The following is a 15,148-nucleotide window of genomic DNA, read 5'->3' as shown; positions in this document are numbered from 1 at the left end:
CTATTTTAGTCCCTTTTACCTTATTCTTAAATACACTTTTAAGTAATTTATCATATTTTTAGCATTTTCTTCATAGGTGTCTATATAAATATTTTTTCCATCAATTGTATAACTAAAATCCGTAAAACCTTGATTCATAAGGTACTCTTTTACAGAGTTTTCCCCTAAATCTCCTTGTGCAATAAGGATTTTTTCTCCCACATATTTCCCATTTACATATATACTAAATGTATCTGTAGGTACTTTTAAATTTGCATTTCCATTGTCTGGTGTAACAATTATACCGGGCGCTATGGAATTTTGCCCGTATGGATAATTCAACATTAAACATCACCTCTACTTTATTTTACTCAAAAGAATTTAACATATTCTTAACAAAAAGCGGATTGTTTTATAATCTACAATCATTTATAATAATTTGTGAATAAACAAAAAGGGGGATGTTACGTGTCAAAAAATAAAAAAATTTTGTATTTTATATGCACTGGCAATTCCTGTAGAAGTCAAATGGCAGAAGGTTTTGGCAAATATTATGGAAAAGATGATTTTGAAGTATATAGTGGTGGTGTAGAAGCTCACGGCTTAAACCCAAAAGCTATACAAGTTATGAAGGAAATAGGAATTGACATAAGCAATCAAACTTCCGATTTATTGGATGAAAATATCCTTTTTAAAGCAGATTATGTGATAACTTTATGTGGTGATGCAAGAGATAAATGTCCTGCTTTGCCTCCTTCAATAAAAAGCCTCCATTGGGACTTAGAAGACCCTGCAAGAGCAACAGGCACAGAAGAAGAAGTTTTAAATAAATTTCGTGAAATAAGAGATATAATCAAAGAAAATGTAAAAAATTTGATAGAAGATATAAAAAAGCACTCGCACTAATCACGAGTGCTTTTAAATTATAAAATCCCAACCTCTTCATGTTTTTTCACTATTTCTTCAGCTAACTCATCAAGAGCCTTAAAGTCTTCTTCTTTTGGGAATCCTTTTATGAAAACTGGTGAAATAACCTTTACTTTTAAATTAGTAATCATTTGAGAAAGCTGGTCTTGTGCCCTGCTACCCCAATTATAAGAGCCTATAATTGAAACAAACTTTGTCTTCGGCTTTAAAGCATTGGCCAAATAAGTAGCATAAACCACCATTGGATGAGCACCTGTAAGTACTGTTGGAGTACCTATAACTATTGTAGCAGCATCCACCAATGCCATGGCAAATTCCCCTATATCTGTAACAGACAAATCAAAAGGCTTTACGATGACGCCCTTTGCCACAAGAGCAGTCTGTAGGTATTCCACCATTTTTTTCACACTGCCGTGCATGGTAGCATAAGGTATTACGACTATATTTTTAGGTTTTGCATAAACCCATTGATTATAAGCATCTAAGATAAATTTAGGGTTATTGTACACAGGACCATGACTGGGAGCAATTATATCTATATCCAAATCTTTTATTTTTTCTAAGTCCTTTTCTATAAAGTTTCTAAAAGGCATCATTATTTCTGCATAGTATCTTTTTGCTGCATCATAAACTTTGCACTCATCTGTTGCATAAAGTTCAGAAGTTGCAAGATGGGAACCTAAAAAGTCACAGGTAAAAAGAATTTTATCTTGTACAAGGTAAGTAAACATTGTTTCTGGCCAATGTACCCACGGGGCATGTATGAATTTTAACGTCTTTCCTCCTAAATCTAAAGTTTCACCGTCTTCTACAGTAATAAATTTGTCTTCAGGTATTAAAAGCAAATCCATCAAATAAGTTTTTGCTTTAGGGGTACATATCACTTTAGCCTCTTTATATTTCTCAAGGACTAAAGGAATACATCCCGAATGGTCTTGCTCGGCATGATGTGCTATTATATAATCAATTTTTTCTACATCCTTTAACTGTTCCATCAAAATCTCTGAAGTCATCGGATCTACAGTATCTAAAAGGGCTAATTTATCCTTTCCTTCTACCAAATAGGCATTATAACTCGTACCATCTGGCAGGGGTATTAAAGAGTCGAATAATCTTCTTTCCCAATGTACTGCGCCAATTTTACTTACTCCTGGTTTTATAGTCATTGCTTTCATCGATGTCCCCTCCTATTTGTTAATTTCTCAACTATATTATAGCAAATAATCTTTTATAAAAAAATAGTTTTTCTTGCAAATTTTTATTATATTCATTGTCCTACCAAACTTTTACACAAAAAAACAATAAAATTTGACAAAAAATAATCAAAGGTATTCCTATCATAAATAATTTATGTCTTGTCTTATGTCTAAAAAAATACATGCCGAGCCATACACCTATTGAACCGCCAAATAGTGCTAAAAAGAAAAAGGTTTTTTCACTTATTCTCCAAAGTTTATGTAACGCTTTATATTTATCAATACCCATTAAAACAAAAGAAAATACATTTAAAGTTAATAAAGCAATCATTGCGATCTTGTTCATTATAACACCTCATAATAATTATACCACTTTATAAAAGGTATAAAAACTCAAAATATAGCTATCATAAAACTATGAAAAATATTGAGAGGTGTTGAAATGGTTACCTTGACTGCATCCCACATAGCATATCTAATAATGATTTTAATTATATTGATTTTATTTTTAATGAGAAAAGATATAATTTTACCCATAATATTAGCAATATTTTTAATTGGATTTCTATCAACTGGAAATATCTTGAAGGCAGTTCAAATACTTTACACTGCAATTTTTGTGTCAGGAAAAAGGCTGTGGCAAATCATAGTAATAATATCTCTTATAATATCTATGTCAAAAGCTTTAGATGACATAGGCGCAGATATAATCATAACGAAACCTTTTATAAAATATTTAAAAACTCCTATTTTTTCATTTTGGATAATAGGTTTTTTAATGATGTTTTTATCATTTTTTATATGGCCTGCTCCTGCAGTCGGCTTAATAGGTACGGTTCTCATCAATCCCGCTTTAAAATCGGGTATTGACAAAGTAAGCCTTGCCTCTATTGTTTCAATTTTTGGCTTTGGAGCAGCATTATCAGGAGACTTTTTCATACAAGGAGCTCCCTCTATAACAGCTAGGGCAACAGGTATACCAATTCACACATTAATATTGGCAAGTTTACCTATTTGGGCTACAGCTTCAGCTGTAAGCATTCTTATACTTTATTTTATTACATTGCAACAAAGTAAAAGACAACAGCAAAACAATCATTTAGACGTTAATAGCATTGACAAACCTTCTCCTCCTTTTAGTAGTGTGGTGGTTTCAATAATTGCAGTAGGCCTTTTTATTTTAGATATAATTTTGATGCTTTTATTTAAAATTCACTCTAACGCGGCCACTGCTTTGATAGGTGGAACATCTATAATAGTTTTAATTGCCTCTACTTTAGTACAAAAAATTTTCTAGATAAAACCCGTGAATATTTAAGAGAAGGTTTCATAACTGGAATGAGAACTTTTGCCCCAATTATAGTAATCAGCGCTTTTTTTCTCCTTGGAGAAACAAGTATGGTAAAAGAGGTTATAAGTCCTCATGCAAAAGGATATCTTGTAGATTTAGGAATGTATTTATCTCAGCACATTCCATTAAATAAGTACACTGTTTCTTTATTAGAATTTTCATTAGGAGTTCTGACTGGTTTATCCGGCTCTGGATTCTCAGGACTTCCTTTAATAGGTGCTATTGCTAAAACTTTTTCTTCAACTTTAAATCTAAACCCAGCAATTTTAGCTTCTATAGGGCAGATAGCCGCAATATGGACAGGAGGTGGTACAATAATACCTTGGAGTACCGTAGCTGTTTCTACAGTAATAGACGTAGAAGCCGAAAAAATCGCTAAAAAAAACATGGTACCTGCAATAGCAGGTCTTATAGCAGCATATCTTGTTACAATATTTTTAGTATAATTACAAAGCCGAGGACTAAACCTCAGCTTTTAAGATATTCCCCTCATTATCAAATTCATCATACTGTCTTTTTCTTCATCAGTCATTTTTTCCCATGTCGCCTCAAAAATCACCCCCAATCCTGGTATTGCATTTTCCTCTTTGCTGTCAACAACCTCCTGTATAAACCCTTTGATTTCCTCTTTTGTTCTTCCTTTTAAGTTGTTGAGCACTGCTTTCTTTATGTCCATAATATACCTCCAGTTGTAGGATTCACTAATATAATTCCCAAAATAAAAAATAATAAACAAAAAAGTTCCTAAAAAGGAACTTATATGACATGGAATAAATATTTAAGAATCAGCAAAATTGCTATACCTGCTATTCCAAAAACTCCTGTAATGAATGAAGTAATTATATTGACAGGCAAGTAAACCCCAAATAGAACACCAAAAAAATTAAAAAACAAAAGCATTACAAAACCCACTAAAGCATTTAATGCAAACTTTACCATCAACCTGAGAGATTTACCTAAAAGCCATAAAATAAAAACTAATATTAAAATAGCAACAATAAACGAAAAAGTTCCTTCCATCACCCTGTAATCACCTCTCATATCTTGATTACATTATATCATATTTTGCAAATTAAAAATAAATTAAATTTACATTTTTTTGATTGATTAGTCCTTATTAATCATATAAAATAATAGAGGTTACAAAATTTAAAACAAAGGGGTATGGTAATGGAACTATTAATCAAAGCTTTTATAATGGGAATCGTGGAAGGGTTAACTGAATTTCTCCCCATCTCCTCTACAGGACATTTAATCATTGTAGGAAGCTTTATTAATTTTACTGGAAAATTTGCTACAATGTTTGAAATCGTCATTCAGTTGGGAGCTATTTTAGCAGTTGTATATTATTACAGGGGAAAAATATTAGCTTCTCTTAAAAATTTAAAACCTGGAGATTGGGGATTTAATTTGTGGTTCAAAATCTTTATAGCTTTTATACCAGCAGCAGTGATAGGATTATTTACTCACAAATATATTGAAGAGTATTTATTTTCGCCCTTCACTGTAGCAATTGCCCTCATTGTAGGTGCAATAATGATGATAGTCATAGAAGATACTTTCGGAAAAAGATATAAAATTGATAACATGGACAAAGTAGACACAAAAAAATCTTTCTGGATAGGTATAGCACAAGTTATGTCGCTTTTCCCTGGAATGTCACGGTCTGCTTCTACTATAATGGGAGGTATGCTTGTAGGTTTATCTGTTAAAGCAGCTGCAGAATTTTCTTTCTTTTTAGCTATACCTACAATGTTGGCAGCAACAGGCTTTGAGCTTGTCAAAAGTTTTACTGCCATGTCCTTATTGGAATGGGAAGCTCTTGCAGTAGGATTCATAATGTCCTTCATAACGGCTTTATTTGTAGTAGATAAATTTTTGTCATACCTCACAAAACATCCTTTAAAACCATTTGCTTATTATAGACTAATTGTAGGACTACTTATGTTACTTCTAATATCTGAAAAGATAGTTAAATAATAAAAGCAAAAAAGGGTAGACCCATTTATGGCCTATCCTTTTTATTTATTCCAATTCCTCATAAGCTTTTGAATATACTTCATAATCTTTATCACTGAAAAGTATAAATCTCACTTCTTTTATATTGCTACCTTCAAGATAATCAGATACTACTCTTAAAGCTATTTTTGCAGCTCTTTCCACAGGGAAACCATATGCTCCTGTACTTATAGAGGGAAAAGCTATAGTTTTTACATTGTATTCATCCGCCAATTTAAGGCTTTCTATGTAAGCACTTGCTAATAAATTATCTTCATTATGATTGCCATCTCTCCAAATAGGTCCAACAGCATGAATCACATATTTAGCCTTTAAATTACCTGCTCCAGTTATAACTGCATGACCTGTAGGACATCCTCCCTGCTTCTCCCTTATAATTCTGCACTCCTCAGCAATAGAAGGACCACCTGCTCTATGAATCGCTCCGTCTACCCCACCACCTCCAGATAAAGAAGAATTTGCAGCATTCACAATAGCATCTACTTCTTGATCTACAATATTCCCCTTTATTAATTTTATTCTCTCTTTCATTTCATCACCCTAATTTTAATTTTTATTTACGCTTAAAATTATATCACAAAAAACTGATATTTTCACGACATTGTGTTTTCATATTTTTCACCAATTATCCATAGAAAAGCAAAAGATATAAATAAACATATAGATGCTGCTAAAAATAACTTGTTAAATCCTATAAAATCCATAATAGCTCCAAAAGAGGAAGGAGTAACTATTGCGGCCAGAGATGAAAAGAAATAATAAAGTCCTGTATATGTCCCTATTTTTTCAGCTGAAGTATAGCTCACTACAAGAGGATAAGAATTTATTGTAAATAAAGCATTAAACATTCCAGCAAAAGGCATCAAAATTTGGATTGTCCTAAAATCACGTACTATCATAAATATTAAAAATAAAATTCCTTGTCCAAAAGCTCCAATCATCATAGTTTTCCTTTTCCCTATTTTTGTAGCTATAAATCCAGCAGGTAAAGCAAAAACTAAAAATGCCAAAGCGTAAAAACCCATTGCAAAAGAAGAAACACTTTCGTCTATCCCTAAAGCTATTTTGCAATACCTTGTGAAAAAAGTTTCAACTGCAGCAAAACCCGCAATTGTCATAAAAATTGACAGGAGAGTATAAAAGGGTGCTTTATTTTGATCTTTTACCACAGTTGCAAGGGCCTTTAAAATACTCTGTTTCTCTTTTTTCCCCTCATTAATAACTATTTTAGGTTCTTTAATTGTTAAAAATAAAACTATAGGTATAATTAATGATAAAATCCCTGACAAAAAGAAGGGATATGCTTTGTTTATTTTATAAAGTTGGGATCCAATAAAAAATATTATTAATGAACCTAATCCTCCCATAAAATTTATGACTCCATTAGCTTTGCTTCTGTGCTCTTCTTCTACAATATCTGGCATTAAAGCTACCATAGGAGTCCTATACGTAGCTACAACAATGTTAAACAGCAAATCTATAATAAGAAGCGATAAAAGTTTTGTCTGAAGTGGAAGCAAAGCATATAAAATTCCAGCAAGAGGCATACTAATCAGTATATATGGCATACGCCTTCCTATTGGCGTTCTTGTGTTATCACTCAAAGCTCCAAAAATAGGCAGTATAAAAAGGTTAGCAATATTGTCCCAACTCATTACAAACCCAATTAAAGTATTGCTTTTTGTAAAATTACCAAGAAAAATGGGCATATAAGCGTTATAAGCTGCCCAAATCATAGAAATTACCATAAAACCAAGGCCCAAGTTAAATATTTTAAAATAATTCAGACGCAACGACATATTATTCTCCCTTCTTTAAAAGATTTATTAAAGTCTCAGGGTCATTTGTGATAATTCCATCCACTCCCGCCTTTATCATCATTTCCATGTCTTCTTTTCTATCAACAGTCCAAGGAAACAACTTTATATTATTTTTCTTACAGCCCTCTACCAGCTCAGGTATTATGTTAAAGTAAAAAGGATGAAGTGAATAAGCTTCCATACGAATTGCCATATGCCATGGTTCTACAAGCCCACATTGATAAAGAAGGCCTATTTTAAACTCCGGTGCCATTCTCTTTACATCTCTTAAACTATAATGGTTAAAAGAAGAAATAACTATTCTATCCTCAAAGTCATAATCCTCTATCGCTTTGATAAGCTTTTCTTCAATTCCTGGATAAAGTACAATTCCACTTTTTATCTCTATATTTACAATAAAATTTTTATGTCCAATAAGTTCAAAAACCTCATAAAGAGTTGGTATTCTCTCCCCTGCAAACTTCTTGTCAAATTTTATGCCAGCATCTAGCCTCTTAAGCTCTTTTAAAGTAAAATCTTTAACAAAGCCAATTCCGTCTGTAGTCCTGTCTACCCTTTCATCGTGAATCACTACTAGTTGTCCATCTTTAGTAAGCTGCACGTCCAATTCAATACCGTCAGCTCCCATTTCTAAAGCCCTTTTAAAAGATGCTAATGTGTTTTCTGGAGCATTTCTTGAATCTCCTCTATGGGCAATTACTAAAGGTTTCATAAATATACCTCCTCACTTTTCAATTACTATACAAATTTTATCACACTTACCTTTAAAAACAAATTCACAAAATTAATTTTGTATAATAAGTTTGTTCTTCTTCATGAAGGAAAATTATTATTAAATTTTCTTTTTTAAAATCTGCTGTCACATCGTGTTTAAAAAATTCATAAGTCATTCTCTTTGACAATTCAAGACTTGAAAGTCCAACAGCTTGTGGAAGATTTTTCATTAACCAATTTTCATCTTTAAGATACTTTCTAAAAATCTCTTGATCTTTAGTATAATTTTCTTTTACACAATCAGGTAAATCTTTGGCAGCATTAAAATACAAAAAATCAAATTTTATAATATCTTTTATTAAATCCTCATCGAGATCGAGCGTTTCAATAGAAAATTTACATAAAATATCGTATAAAGCTTTTAATGAATGATTATGATATAATAGCTCGTTTCCTTTCCAGTACTTATAAAATTCAAGATAAAAGTCAAATGGCCTTTCAAACTTATTCTCCAAATATTCAAGAGTTTTTTTAAATTTTCCAGAATTATAGTATTTATTCAAAAGTAATGCTATACCTTTTAAAATGACTAACTCTTGATAACTAATATCCTTTGTATACAAGACCTCATAGGGGGGCTTACTATCATAAACTATTTTAAACTCTCCCACTTTTCTTATTAAAGGAGTACCTTTTAATACTTTTAAAAATCCCAGCTGTATTTCATCAGGTTTTAAATTATACACATCATCAAAAGCTTTACTAAAAGTCCCAAAGCTATCTTCAGGAAGCCCCGCTATCAAATCTACATGCAGTTTTATTCCCGCTTCTCTAAGTAGTTTTATCCCTCTCAAAGTTTTTTCAACTGCAGTAGTGCGAGATATTTTTTCTAAGCTATTCTTATTTGTAGTTTGAACCCCTACTTCAAACTGTATCCTTTTTTCCAACCCTTTTAATTCTTCTATAAACTCTTCGTCCACAAGCTCAGGGTTAACTTCGCAGTGAAATACAGTATCTCCACCTATTTTTTTCATAATATTTAAAATCTCTCTTGCTCTCTTTCTATTTGAATTAAAAGACCTATCAATAAGTTTTAATATTTTCACATTTTTATCTGCAAACCACTTCAAATCCCTTTCAACTTTTTCAAGGCTTTCATATCTCAATTTATTGTCAATAGAAGAAAGACAATAGGCACATTTAAAAGGACAACCTCTTGAAGTCTCATAATACACAAGTTTATTGCTCAAATCTTCCTCTTCCTCATAAGATATGGGAACTTCATTTAAGTTGACATAATCTTTTTGTGGTTGAATTACTATTTGCCCATCAACCTTATAGCTAATTCCTGCAACTTCTTTTATATCCCTTTTTCCTTCTAACGCTTCCAATAATTCTTTAAAAGCAATTTCCCCTTCCCCTAAAACTATGTAATCTACAAAGCCTTTTGACAAAAGATTATCTACATCATAAGAAGCCTCAGGTCCCCCCAAAACCAATATTACTTTCGGAAGTATTTTTTTTTATATTTTCAGCCAAATTTAATGCTATTTCTATATTCCATATGTAACAAGATATACCTATTACGTCTGGTTCTTTTTCTACAATGCTTTCTAGCATAAAATCTGTATTGTCATTTATAGTAGTCTCAAAAATTTCTATATCATAAGGATGACAAAACTTTCTTATATTTCTTATAGCAAGATTGGTATGATAATATTTTGCATTGATTCCCACAAGAAGTGTTTTCATTTTTATCCCTCTCACTTACTGCATTTTACAAATATATAATATAAGTATTTATGCAAAAAAGCAAATAATTTTATTTGCACAACTATTTTTCCCTCTAATGAGATATAATATTGTTAGGTAAAACTTTGTGAAAGGATTGAAGACTATGGCTTTTATAAAATTCAATAAATTGTGGCTGATATTTATATTGATGGCCGCAATCTTTTCTGCACTATACCTTTATTATACATTATTTCCAGGAAATATACATCATGAAGTCTACAAATATTTTTCCCCTGCAGAAATATCACAAGCGCAAAAGTATCACAAAATAAATCGATTGATTTACATAACTTCTTTTTTGACAAAAGCAACTTTTTTGTTATGGTTTGTATTTGGGAATAATGCTATCAAGCTTTCATACTATACCGAAAAATTAGCTTTAGGTAAATACTATGTGAATGTCTTTTTATATTTCATTGCCTTATGGGTAATTTTAAGGTTAATATCTCTACCCTTTAGCCTCTTAAGCCATTCTGTTCAAGTTGAATGGGGTTTTTCTGTACAGACAATGGTTTCTTGGTGGAGTGATTATTTTAAAAGTGCGGCTTTAGATTTTGTTTTTTCGTCAATGGGAGTATTGCTCTTATTTGTGGCTCTAAATAAATGGCCTAATAACTGGTGGGTAAGTGCTGCAGTCTTTTTGACGATAATTATGTTTGTGCAAATTTACGTCTATCCTACTTTTATAGCACCTTTATTTAATAAATTTACCCCAATCAAAGACCAAAAAATAATAAACATGGTAAAGGAAATATCAAAAAATGCGGGAATAAAAATAGATAAGATTCAAGAAATGGATGCAAGTAAAAGGACTACTCTTGCCAATGCCTACTTTTATGGATTTGGAAAGACAAGTAGGATTGTATTGTATGATACATTATTAAAAAATTATCCAGAGGATGAAATAAAGGCAGTTATAGCTCATGAAGCAGGTCATTGGAAAGAAAATCACGTATTAAAAAGTATGTTAATAGGCATAGTAGGACTTGTAATAGGCCTTTATTTTCTTAATATTTTAATTCACTCAAGCCTATTTCTCCCTTATGGTAAAAGAATGACTCCTGCAGTTTTAGCGATGATATATTTGTTTATACTACTTATAAATTTTGACACAACTCCAATACAAAATTACATATCAAGGCAGATGGAAAAACAAGCAGATTTACTATCTGTAGAGTACCTTCACGACAAAAAACCTGTAATAAAACTTCAGATTGACCTTGCTAAAAAAAGTTTATTGGATGTAGCTCCGCCGCCTTTTATAGAATGGTTTTCTTATTCTCATCCTTCTACAATGCATAGGATTAAATTAGTAGAAAAGGCAAATGTAAAATAAGGCACTTGTTTGTATCTTATTTCAGACTGGAGACAAACTTTTGTAAAGGAGATATTTTGCATAAGGAGTGACTTGTTACAAAGAGGCCCGGCACTCAAGTAAGAAAGTTTATAAAACAAAAATAGAAAAAACAAGCATGCTTACTTGAGTGCCGGGAAACTTAGCAAGACCGAGGGTGGAGGCAGGGCCGAAGCCATGGATGGCAAAGGCGGGCACCTTAAGGCATGGATGCCGATTGTGCCCGGTACCCTGCCGGAACCTGAAGGTCGAGCTTTAGTTTTGTCGCTTTGGAACACCGGAGCGACGATGCAAAATATCTCCTTTAAATATTTTTAACTTTGTCAACAAACTGAAATAAGGCACTTGTTTGTGCCTTATTTTTATGAAGCTTTTTCTCTATCTATAAGTTCAATTGCTCCATGAGGACAATATCTCGTACAAACACCACACCCTGTGCACTTTTCTTCATCGATGCTTATGTTTATCCTAAATGACCCTCCAAACGTAACTTTAAAAGCCTTAAATCTGCAACTCATGGCTGCTGGACAAAAAGGTGACCTGTCGCATATATTTTCATCGATTCTTGCTACTCTCATGATTCTACCTCCATTAAAAATACTCCCCCTCTGTTTAGGGGTATCATGTATACATTATACACGAAATTTTGTATTTGTCAACATAAAAAAAAAGGCCATCCTAAAGACAGCCCCTTTAATTTATGCTCTTATAAAATTTATAAACACCTCAGAGAACTTTTTTGCATCATCAAAATAGCAGGTATGTCCCAAATTTTCAAACACAAACAATGTACTGTTTTTAATATTATTTTTCAATATTTCCGCAAATTCATAGGGTGCAATTTCATCTTTCTTCCCCCATACAATCAATGTTTTTACATATATTTCATTTAATTTTTCTTTGTATTTATCTACATTTATGCTATCTACAATTGTCAAACTTTTAAGCATATCGCCATATTTGAGAGCAAATTTTATCGATATCTCACCGCTAAAAGAGGGAGCTACAAGGTGAAAAGAAGATATATTTAAGTTTTTTGCAAATTCTAATAAAACCTCTTCCTTTTCTAAATCACACTCTTCGGAAGAACCATATCCGGGAAATTCGAGACATATCACCTTAAATCCTTCATTAGACAAACTTTCAGCTATCCCTGAATTTATCCAATCATAAGCATTGTATCTTTTGCCATGCAATAATATCACTGTATCTTTGCTACTCTCTTTATCTATTTCTAAATAATGAATTTTACTGCCTTTTATATTTAAATATTCATCTTTTATAACCATTTAAATCACCTCTATATAATGAGTGAAAGCTCTGCTCCATCCCTTATCGCTTCTACTGCAGAAGCAACAGTTTTGCAGTCGCCAATGAAATGATATCTGTTCTCATTTTTTAGTTCCTCAAATTCAGTATCAGGTAAATTTCCAACTGCTAAAACTACATCCTCAACTTTGACTATTTTATATGTGTCCTTGGAAGTATACATGAGTTTTCCACCAGATATTTCTTTTATTAAAGCATTTGTGATTATATCAACTTTAAGTTCTTTTAATCTATTTAAAAGCAGTTTTTTAACCATTGGGTATATCCCTTCGCCAGCTTCTTCTTTCAATTCTAAAACTGTCACATTTTTCCCTTTTTCAGCAAGGTATTCGGCTGTTTCAAGTCCAGTAAGGCCTCCACCAATTATTGCAATATCTCTTCCTTTTGGAATATTTCCCTCCAATACTTCAATAGCCGTGTAGGAATTTATATCCGCATCCAAATTGATTTTAGCTGGCTTTGAGCCTGTAGCAATGACAATTTTATCATAAGGCATTTCTTTTATTTCCTGTAAACTTATTTTTTTATTTAAATGTACTTTGACATTGTATTTCTTTAAATCATTTTCTAGATATTCAATAACTTTTCCTATCTCTTCTTTGTGGGGAGGTACTTTCGCTACATTTAACTGCCCACCAAGTTTATCCTCTTTTTCAAACAAAGTAACATTATGACCTTTTTTAGCAAGATATTTAGCTGCAGACATGCCTGCTGGCCCGCCGCCAATTACAGCTATATTTAATGGTTTATCAGTTTTTACTTCAAATTCTTTTTCTCTCCCTACCTCTGGATTAATCATGCAAGAAACAGAAAGTCCTTTTTGAATGTATGCAATACACGCCTGATTGCAGTGAATGCAATACCTTATATCTTCTTCTTGTCCTTTTATCAACTTTTCTGCCAAATCCGGATCTCCTATGAGACCACGAGCTATCCCTATAAAATCAGCTATGCCATCCTCTAAAATTTTTTCCCAATCATAAACACTGCCGAGCTTATCAACCGCTATAACAGGTATAGTTACATTTTCTTTTATCCTCTTTACAATTCCAATCAAAGGCTTATCTCCAATTCCCATAGGAGAGATATGGTATTCCGAGGTAGAAGACACACCTCCCGATATATCTAAAGCATCAGCACCATGGTATTCTAACATTTTTGCGAATCTTACACTCTCTTCGATTGAAAAGCCTCCATCTGTAAAATCACTACCATTAATCCTGCAAATTACTGTCATATCTGGAAGGGCTTTTTTAACTTCTCGCAATATATCAAGTGCAAACTTTGTCCTTCCTTCAAAATTTCCTCCGTATTCGTCAGTTCTTTTGTTTGTATCAGGAGATAAAAATTGATTTACAAACCAACCATGGGCAAAGTGCAACTCCACAACATCAAAGCCTGCCTTTTTTGCCCTTATTGCTCCACTTACAAAATCTTGTACAAAACCTTGTATTTGCTGTTTTGTAAAATCTGATGGCTTGTATTTTGGATTGTGCATTGCAAGTTGAATAGCAGCTTGTGCCCCATTTTGGTGAATTACCTCCGATAATTTTCTAAGTCCCTGTATTTTGTCGTCATCATTTATCCCTATTTGATTTATAAAAAATTTCCCCAGCTTATTTACGTAACTTGCACCCACAATGACCAATGAGACACCTTTTGATCTTCTTTTATAATATTCTACTTCTCTTTCGCTTACAAAACCCTCATTTGATAAATTTGTAACAGTAGGCAACATAATTATCCTATTTTTTAACTTAATATTCCCTATTTTCCCTTCTTTTAATAACACATTGACCACCTCTTCCATAGTTATATTTTAAAACTTACATTAACATAAGTAAAATAATATAATTTTATACAACATATAAGTGAAAACTTATGAGGTGGTTAATGTGAAATTTTAATTTCTTGACATAAGTTGCCATAAATGTTACAATAATATTAACCATAAAAATCCTAAGAGGTGAATTCTTATGAAAAAAATTGCTATATTAATTGAGAATATGTATGAAGAGCCAGAACTACTATATCCATACTATAGACTTAAAGAAGAGGGATATGAAGTACATTTAATAGGTCCAGAAAAAGACAAAGTATATACAGGAAAACATGGATATCCAATGAAAAGCACCCATGCTACAAAAGATGTAAAAGCCAAAGATTATGATGCAGTAATTATCCCTGGAGGTTATTCACCTGATTACATGAGGAGATGTAATGACACTATTAATTTTGTCAAAGAAATGGACAAACTGCAAAAGCCTATAGCGGCTATTTGCCACGGCCCCTGGATTATGGCTTCCGCTTGCAATTTAAAAGGAAAAAGAGTAACAAGCTTTTTTTCAATAAAAGATGACTTAATAAATGCAGGAGCCCAGTATGTAGATGAAGAAGTAGTTGTAGATGGAAATTTAATAACCTCCAGAAATCCAAATGATTTGGTAGCTTTTGTAAAAGCCATAATTAAAAAGGTTAAGTAAACTAAAAAGGATTCTGATCTTTTAGACTTCAGAATCCTTTTCCTTTTCAAAATTTTCGATTTTGGTGGAGCCAAGGGGACTTGAACCCCCGACCTTGTGAATGCCATTCACACGCTCTCCCAACTGAGCTATGGCCCCAGACTTTTATAGCTTTTGTATTAATATAAATTATATCATAAAAT

Annotated in this window: 16 protein-coding genes, 1 tRNA gene and 2 pseudogenes; 6 read left to right on the top strand and 13 right to left on the bottom strand. The window is 32.3% G+C overall.

Annotated features, from left to right (window positions below; genetic code table 11):
- Positions 1 to 15: 15 nt before the first annotated feature.
- Positions 16 to 324, bottom strand: coding sequence for a hypothetical protein (locus THYS13_RS01510; protein ID WP_003869468.1), 309 nt, complete (start codon positions 322 to 324; stop codon positions 16 to 18).
- Between the two features lie 123 nt (positions 325 to 447).
- Between THYS13_RS01510 and arsC the strand changes: the two genes are divergently transcribed.
- Positions 448 to 885, top strand: coding sequence for an arsenate reductase (thioredoxin) (gene arsC, locus THYS13_RS01505; RefSeq protein WP_042832840.1), 438 nt, complete (start codon positions 448 to 450; stop codon positions 883 to 885).
- A 17-nt stretch (positions 886 to 902) separates the two neighbouring features.
- Here arsC and THYS13_RS01500 read toward each other — a convergent pair whose 3' ends face one another.
- The gene (locus tag THYS13_RS01500) at positions 903 to 2,081 is read right to left on the bottom strand and encodes an FprA family A-type flavoprotein (RefSeq protein ID WP_042832839.1); all 1,179 of its coding nucleotides are present in this window, start codon (positions 2,079 to 2,081) and stop codon (positions 903 to 905) included.
- Between the two features lie 100 nt (positions 2,082 to 2,181).
- Positions 2,182 to 2,448, bottom strand: coding sequence for a DUF1294 domain-containing protein (locus THYS13_RS01495; protein ID WP_042832838.1), 267 nt, complete (start codon positions 2,446 to 2,448; stop codon positions 2,182 to 2,184).
- A gap of 96 nt (positions 2,449 to 2,544) precedes the next feature.
- Here THYS13_RS01495 and THYS13_RS14875 point away from each other — a divergent pair.
- A pseudogene (locus tag THYS13_RS14875) lies at positions 2,545 to 3,899 on the top strand (hypothetical protein).
- Between the two features lie 29 nt (positions 3,900 to 3,928).
- Here THYS13_RS14875 and sspI read toward each other — a convergent pair.
- Together sspI and THYS13_RS01480 are read right to left on the bottom strand one after the other, a co-directional pair.
- Positions 3,929 to 4,129 carry a small acid-soluble spore protein SspI gene (sspI, locus tag THYS13_RS01485; protein ID WP_042832837.1) on the bottom strand — a complete coding sequence of 67 codons (201 nt, stop codon included), beginning with the start codon at positions 4,127 to 4,129 and terminating at the stop codon, positions 3,929 to 3,931.
- 80 nt (positions 4,130 to 4,209) lie between these two features.
- On the bottom strand, positions 4,210 to 4,473 hold the full coding sequence (locus tag THYS13_RS01480) for a pro-sigmaK processing inhibitor BofA family protein (RefSeq protein WP_235603289.1): 264 nt from the start codon (positions 4,471 to 4,473) through the stop codon (positions 4,210 to 4,212).
- A gap of 150 nt (positions 4,474 to 4,623) precedes the next feature.
- Here THYS13_RS01480 and THYS13_RS01475 point away from each other — a divergent pair, with 150 nt between their 5' ends.
- The gene (locus THYS13_RS01475; RefSeq protein WP_042832834.1) at positions 4,624 to 5,433 is read left to right on the top strand and encodes an undecaprenyl-diphosphate phosphatase; all 810 of its coding nucleotides are present in this window, start codon (positions 4,624 to 4,626) and stop codon (positions 5,431 to 5,433) included.
- 45 nt (positions 5,434 to 5,478) lie between these two features.
- Here the strand turns inward: THYS13_RS01475 and THYS13_RS01470 are convergent, their stop codons facing one another.
- The 4 genes and pseudogenes from THYS13_RS01470 to THYS13_RS01455 form a co-directional block, all read right to left on the bottom strand.
- Positions 5,479 to 6,003 carry an O-acetyl-ADP-ribose deacetylase gene (locus THYS13_RS01470; protein WP_042832833.1) on the bottom strand — a complete coding sequence of 175 codons (525 nt, stop codon included), beginning with the start codon at positions 6,001 to 6,003 and terminating at the stop codon, positions 5,479 to 5,481.
- Between the two features lie 62 nt (positions 6,004 to 6,065).
- A complete protein-coding gene (locus THYS13_RS01465; RefSeq protein WP_042832832.1) occupies positions 6,066 to 7,271 on the bottom strand; it encodes an MFS transporter in 1,206 nt (401 codons plus the stop codon).
- Between the two features lies 1 nt (position 7,272).
- Complete coding sequence (locus tag THYS13_RS01460) at positions 7,273 to 8,004, bottom strand: glycerophosphodiester phosphodiesterase (protein ID WP_042832831.1); 732 nt, start codon at positions 8,002 to 8,004, stop codon at positions 7,273 to 7,275.
- Between the two features lie 64 nt (positions 8,005 to 8,068).
- Positions 8,069 to 9,758 (bottom strand): annotated as a pseudogene (locus THYS13_RS01455) (B12-binding domain-containing radical SAM protein).
- Between the two features lie 145 nt (positions 9,759 to 9,903).
- Here THYS13_RS01455 and THYS13_RS01450 point away from each other — a divergent pair.
- Entirely contained in the window at positions 9,904 to 11,136 is a 1,233-nt protein-coding gene (locus THYS13_RS01450; protein ID WP_042832830.1) for a M48 family metallopeptidase, read from the top strand.
- A gap of 195 nt (positions 11,137 to 11,331) precedes the next feature.
- Entirely contained in the window at positions 11,332 to 11,472 is a 141-nt protein-coding gene (locus tag THYS13_RS14350; RefSeq protein ID WP_201035641.1) for a hypothetical protein, read from the top strand.
- Between the two features lie 44 nt (positions 11,473 to 11,516).
- Here THYS13_RS14350 and THYS13_RS01445 read toward each other — a convergent pair whose 3' ends face one another.
- The 3 genes from THYS13_RS01445 to THYS13_RS01435 all read right to left on the bottom strand — a co-directional run bounded on the left by THYS13_RS01445 (position 11,517) and on the right by THYS13_RS01435 (position 14,275).
- On the bottom strand, positions 11,517 to 11,732 hold the full coding sequence (locus tag THYS13_RS01445; RefSeq protein WP_004406807.1) for an ATP-binding protein: 216 nt from the start codon (positions 11,730 to 11,732) through the stop codon (positions 11,517 to 11,519).
- 120 nt (positions 11,733 to 11,852) lie between these two features.
- Complete coding sequence (locus THYS13_RS01440; protein WP_042832829.1) at positions 11,853 to 12,443, bottom strand: alpha/beta fold hydrolase; 591 nt, start codon at positions 12,441 to 12,443, stop codon at positions 11,853 to 11,855.
- A gap of 11 nt (positions 12,444 to 12,454) precedes the next feature.
- Positions 12,455 to 14,275, bottom strand: a complete 1,821-nt coding sequence (locus THYS13_RS01435; protein WP_042832828.1) for an NAD(P)/FAD-dependent oxidoreductase — start codon at positions 14,273 to 14,275, stop codon at positions 12,455 to 12,457.
- Between the two features lie 184 nt (positions 14,276 to 14,459).
- On the opposite strand from THYS13_RS01435, the gene THYS13_RS01430 reads away from it, so the two are divergent.
- Positions 14,460 to 14,966 (top strand): type 1 glutamine amidotransferase domain-containing protein, encoded by a 507-nt coding sequence (locus THYS13_RS01430; RefSeq protein ID WP_042832827.1) that lies wholly within the window; start codon positions 14,460 to 14,462, stop codon positions 14,964 to 14,966.
- Positions 14,967 to 15,028: 62 nt separating this feature from the next.
- Here THYS13_RS01430 and THYS13_RS01425 read toward each other — a convergent pair.
- Positions 15,029 to 15,104 (bottom strand) — tRNA-Ala (locus tag THYS13_RS01425).
- Positions 15,105 to 15,148 lie beyond the last annotated feature (44 nt).

Origin of the sequence: Thermoanaerobacter sp. YS13 (genome assembly GCF_000806225.2) — a bacterium.
GTDB lineage: Bacteria > Bacillota > Thermoanaerobacteria > Thermoanaerobacterales > Thermoanaerobacteraceae > Thermoanaerobacter > Thermoanaerobacter uzonensis.
Note: the sequence above shows the minus strand (reverse complement) of the source record. Positions and strands in the feature narration are given on the sequence as shown.

Bases quoted from the DNA above. Each gene is read 5' to 3' on its own strand.
- THYS13_RS01510 (WP_003869468.1), bottom strand. From the start codon at position 324: ATGTTGAATTATCCATACGGGCAAAATTCCATAGCGCCCGGTATAATT.
- THYS13_RS01500 (WP_042832839.1), bottom strand. From the start codon at position 2,081: ATGAAAGCAATGACTATAAAACCAGGAGTAAGTAAAATTGGCGCAGTA.
- THYS13_RS01495 (WP_042832838.1), bottom strand. From the start codon at position 2,448: ATGAACAAGATCGCAATGATTGCTTTATTAACTTTAAATGTATTTTCT.
- sspI (WP_042832837.1), bottom strand. From the start codon at position 4,129: ATGGACATAAAGAAAGCAGTGCTCAACAACTTAAAAGGAAGAACAAAA.
- THYS13_RS01480 (WP_235603289.1), bottom strand. From the start codon at position 4,473: ATGGAAGGAACTTTTTCGTTTATTGTTGCTATTTTAATATTAGTTTTT.
- THYS13_RS01475 (WP_042832834.1), top strand. From the start codon at position 4,624: ATGGAACTATTAATCAAAGCTTTTATAATGGGAATCGTGGAAGGGTTA.
- THYS13_RS01470 (WP_042832833.1), bottom strand. From the start codon at position 6,003: ATGAAAGAGAGAATAAAATTAATAAAGGGGAATATTGTAGATCAAGAA.
- THYS13_RS01465 (WP_042832832.1), bottom strand. From the start codon at position 7,271: ATGTCGTTGCGTCTGAATTATTTTAAAATATTTAACTTGGGCCTTGGT.
- THYS13_RS01460 (WP_042832831.1), bottom strand. From the start codon at position 8,004: ATGAAACCTTTAGTAATTGCCCATAGAGGAGATTCAAGAAATGCTCCA.
- THYS13_RS01450 (WP_042832830.1), top strand. From the start codon at position 9,904: ATGGCTTTTATAAAATTCAATAAATTGTGGCTGATATTTATATTGATG.
- THYS13_RS14350 (WP_201035641.1), top strand. From the start codon at position 11,332: ATGGATGGCAAAGGCGGGCACCTTAAGGCATGGATGCCGATTGTGCCC.
- THYS13_RS01445 (WP_004406807.1), bottom strand. From the start codon at position 11,732: ATGAGAGTAGCAAGAATCGATGAAAATATATGCGACAGGTCACCTTTT.
- THYS13_RS01440 (WP_042832829.1), bottom strand. From the start codon at position 12,443: ATGGTTATAAAAGATGAATATTTAAATATAAAAGGCAGTAAAATTCAT.
- THYS13_RS01430 (WP_042832827.1), top strand. From the start codon at position 14,460: ATGAAAAAAATTGCTATATTAATTGAGAATATGTATGAAGAGCCAGAA.